3 protein-coding genes and 1 pseudogene are annotated in these 4265 nt (G+C 64.7%); 3 read left to right on the top strand and 1 reads right to left on the bottom strand.

Annotation, left to right across the window (positions count from 1 at the left end; all coding sequences use genetic code 11):
- Window positions 1–146, top strand: a pseudogene (locus tag I5W_RS33065) (Cu(I)-responsive transcriptional regulator); the annotation flags it as partial.
- 147 nt (window positions 147–293) lie between these two features.
- Complete coding sequence (locus tag I5W_RS02695) at window positions 294–1196, top strand: alpha/beta fold hydrolase (RefSeq protein ID WP_017454192.1); 903 nt, start codon at window positions 294–296, stop codon at window positions 1194–1196.
- Window positions 1197–1211: 15 nt separating this feature from the next.
- On the opposite strand, the gene cadR is transcribed toward I5W_RS02695, so the two are convergent.
- Window positions 1212–1664, bottom strand: coding sequence for a Cd(II)/Pb(II)-responsive transcriptional regulator (cadR, locus tag I5W_RS02690; protein ID WP_044528075.1), 453 nt, complete (start codon window positions 1662–1664; stop codon window positions 1212–1214).
- Between the two features lie 80 nt (window positions 1665–1744).
- On the opposite strand from cadR, the gene I5W_RS02685 reads away from it, so the two are divergent.
- On the top strand, window positions 1745–4066 hold the full coding sequence (locus I5W_RS02685) for a heavy metal translocating P-type ATPase (protein ID WP_044528074.1): 2322 nt from the start codon (window positions 1745–1747) through the stop codon (window positions 4064–4066).
- Window positions 4067–4265: the final 199 nt, after the last annotated feature.

Here is a 4265-nt window from a genome sequence, read left to right as displayed (position 1 = left end):
AGCGCATCCATGAATTGCAGACCATGAAGGCCACGCTGGAACGGCTGGTGCAGCACTGCCACGGCGACCACCGGCCCGACTGCCCGATCCTCGATGCGCTGGGGGCAGAGCAGGATTGCTGTTCTCCCGCAGGAACGCCCTCATGATCTGTGTACAAGTGTTCACCTGTGCCAAATCAGGGGGGCTTGCAGCACGCTACTGGTATTGCGACGATAATTAAGCTTCATATGTAACTTAGACTCTCGTTATCCAGGCACATCCAGCGAGACCATACCAGAGGGGGAACGTCCGTCATGCCACAGACCAATCACCTGAGTTTCGTCGAGACCGACAAGCTGCGTATCGGCTTTGAAACCAGCGGCCCGCCCGAAGCCCCGCCCGTGATTCTGGTGCATGGCTGGCCGGACGATGTGCGAACCTGGGACAGCTTCCTGCGCCCGCTGCGCGCCGCCGGCTACCGCGTGATCCGCCCCTACCTGCGCGGCTACGGGCCGACCCGTTTCCTGTCCGACGCCACCCCGCGCAGCGGTCAATTGGCCGCGCTGGCCAGCGACCTGATGGCCTTTGCCGAGGCCCTGGGGCTGTCGCGCTACAGCCTCATTGGCCACGACTGGGGCGCCCGCGCCGCCTACATTGCGGCCTCGCAATGCCCTGAACGCATCGCCCATTGCATCGCGCTGTCGGTGGGCTGGGGCACCAACACCCCGGACCAGACGCTGTCGCTGCAGCAATCACGCAGCTACTGGTACCACTGGTTCTTCGCCACCCCGCGCGGCGAGGCGCAATTGCGCAACGACCGGCGTGCCTTCGCCCGCTTCATGTGGAATACCTGGTCACCGACGTGGAAATTCGCCGACTCCGAATTCGCCAATACCGCGGCCTCCTTCGACAATCCCGACTGGGTCGAGATCAGCCTGCATTCCTATCGTCATCGCTGGGGTTTTGTCGAGGGGGATGCGGCCTATGCCGCGCTGGAAGAGCGCCTGCGGGAGACCCCGCGCATCATGGTGCCCACGCTGGTGCTGCATGGCACCGAGGATGGCGCCAATCATCCCGCCAGCTCCGAGGACAAGGAGCACCACTTCGGCCATGCCTATCGCCGCGTGCTCATCCCCGGCGCCGGTCATTTCCCGCAGCGGGAAAAACCGGATGAAGTGATCGAGGAAGTGCTGGCCTGGCTGGCGCGGGCCGACTGACAGCCTTGGCGGCAATTAATGGCAGCCACCACCGTGGCTGCCCAGGTTGGCCGGTTTCATCTCATCGGGCAGGCTGGCCAGGCCCTGCAGGATGCCGCAATCGCGCGCCGGGTGCTCCGTCTCGCACTGGGCGCGCAACTGCTGCAGTTGTGCCTGCAAGGCCTGTAATTGGGCAATGCGCTGGGCTACGTGACCGATGTGCTTGTCCAGCAGAGCGTTGACTTCACCGCAGTTCTGCTCGGGCGCATCGCGCAGGCGCAGCAGTTCCCGTACCTCTTCCAGGGTCATGTCCAGCGAACGGCAATGGCGGATGAATTGCAGCCGCTCGACGTGGCGCGGGCCATACAGGCGATAGTTCGACGGCGAGCGGGTGGGCTCGGGCAACAAGGCTTCCTTTTCGTAATAGCGGATGGTTTCCACCGGGCAATCCGCCTGGCCGGCCAGTTCGCCAATCTTGAGCGTATCCATGTGATCCTCGCTTGACCTTGTAGTTACTTCAGGGTTTTTAATATACCCCTGAAACCTGTTCTCTGCACAAGGAGCAAACGATGGCTGCCCACGCGCATGACCACCAGCATGACCACCAGCACGACCATGACCACGATCATGGCCATCATCACGATCACGACCACCACACGCATTCCCATGCTCATGGCGCTGCCTGCTGCGGCAGCCCGGCCACGCCCTTCCCGCCCGCACGCCGCCTGGAAGGGGCGACCGAGCAGGCAGTCTTCTTCATCCAGAAGATGGATTGCCCCACCGAAGAAAAACTGATCCGCGAACGCCTGACGCAGATGCAGGGCGTGGGGGCGCTGGAATTCAACCTGATCCAGCGCGAGCTGACAGTGCAGCACCAGTTGCCTTCGATTGCGCCGCTGGTGGCGACCCTCAAGGCGCTGGACATGCTGCCGGCGGTCAAGTCCGATTCGCTGGATGCCGAAGCCGGCCGCGATGCCCCCGACCAGGCCGCCGCCTATCGCATCCCGGCGCGCCGCTGGGCGCTGCTGGGGCTGGCCGGGGTAGCGGCGCTGGGCGCCGAGCTACTGGCCTGGACCAGCGGCAATGATCGTTCGCTGCCGGTGATCGCGCTGGCATTGGCTGCCATCCTGCTGGGCGGGCTGGGCACGCTCAAGAAAGGCTGGATCGCGCTGCGCAACTTCTCGCTGAACATGAATTTCCTGATGTCACTGGCGGTCATCGGCGCGGCCGCGATCGGACAGTGGCCTGAAGCGGCGATGGTGATCGTGCTGTTCACCCTGGCCGAGATGATTGAGGCCTTGTCGCTGGATCGCGCCCGTAATGCCATCGCCGGCCTGATGGCGATGACGCCGGACCTGGCCAGCCTGCGCGGAGCCGATGGTGTCTGGAAAAGTGTACCGGCCAATACCGTGACAGTGGATGCCACTGTACGGGTGGCACCAGGTGAACGTGTACCGCTGGATGGCGTGCTACTGTCAGGCAGCACCAGCATCAACCAGGCCCCTATCACTGGCGAAAGCATACCGGTACAGAAACAAGTCGGCGATCCGGTCTTTGCCGGCACCATCAATGAACAAGGCGCCTTCGAGATGCGGGTCACCGCCGTGCAGAGCGACTCCACCCTCTCGCGCATCGTCAAGAGCGTGCAGCAGGCGCAAGGCCAACGGGCCCCGACCCAGCGTTTCGTGGACAACTTCGCGCGCTACTACATCCCGGCCGTGGTGCTGATGGCCTTGCTGGTGGCGCTATTGCCGCCGCTGCTGGCCGGCGCCGCCTTCCAGCCCTGGCTCTACAAGGCACTGGTGCTGCTGGTGATCGCCTGCCCCTGCGCCCTGGTCATTTCCACCCCCGTGACCATCGTCAGTGCACTGGCGTCGGCCGCCAAGCTGGGCATCCTGGTCAAGGGGGGCGTCTACCTGGAACAGGGCCGCCAACTGCGCGCCCTGGCCGTGGACAAGACCGGCACCCTGACCTTCGGCAAGCCACGCGTGACCGATGTGCTCACACTGCAAGCCGGTGCCGACCAGCAAGCCCTGCTGCAACTGGCGGTGTCGCTGGCGGCACGCTCGGATCACCCGGTCTCGCGGGCCATCGCCGCCCAGGAAGAAATCGTCACCTTGGAAGTGAGCGAATTCGCCGCCCTGGCCGGACGCGGCGTGCAGGGGCGTATCGCGGGTCAATTGTTTCACCTCGGCAATCACCGCCTGATCCACGAGCTGGGCCAGTGCAGCCCGGCACTGGAAGCGCGCCTGCAAGCCTTCGAAAAACAGGGCAAGACCACCACCCTGCTATGCCGCGAAGGGCATCCGCAATTGCTGGTGGCGGTGGCCGACACCGTGCGCCCCAGCAGCCAGCAGGCCGTCACGGAGCTGCAAGCACTGGGGGTGCAGGTGGTCATGCTGACCGGCGACAACAGCCACACTGCGCAAGCCATTGCCGTGCAGACCGGCATTGCCGACGCCCGCGGCGACCAGTTGCCGGAGGATAAGCTCAAGGTCATCGAAGAACTCAGTGGGCGCCATGGCCTGCACAGTGTGGGCATGGTGGGCGACGGCATCAACGACGCCCCGGCCCTGGCGCGGGCCGACATCGGCTTCGCCATGGGCGCGGCCGGGACCGACACGGCGCTGGAGACGGCCGATGTGGCGCTGATGGATGACGACCTGCGCAAGATTCCCGACTTCATCCGCTTGAGCCGCAAGGCCCATGCCGTGCTGCTGCAGAACATCAGCATCGCGCTGGGCATCAAGGCGGTGTTCCTGGTGCTGGCGCTGGTGGGCATGAGTTCGCTGTGGATGGCGGTGTTTGCCGACATGGGGGCCAGCCTGATCGTGGTCTTCAACGGTCTGCGCCTGGTGCGCGGTGTGCGCCAGCGCAAGGCAAGCGCTTAAAGCCAGGTGGACAGGTTGATCGCGGACGCGAGCGCAGTCTATACTGCCGCCCATGATGCTGCGCGCAAAACTCCTCCTGCTCTGGGTGCTGGCGCTGGCGATTCCCGTCCAGGGTTTCGCCGCGGTGCTGCAGGCCTGCGCGCCGGGCATGCACAGGCGGCGCAAGCGCATCCGATGCCGCATCAAATGCAACATCACC

It is taken from the genome of Herbaspirillum sp. B65 (genome assembly GCF_000333555.1).
Classification (GTDB): Bacteria; Pseudomonadota; Gammaproteobacteria; order Burkholderiales; family Burkholderiaceae_D; genus Herbaspirillum; species Herbaspirillum rubrisubalbicans.
Note: the sequence above shows the minus strand (reverse complement) of the source record. Positions and strands in the feature narration are given on the sequence as shown.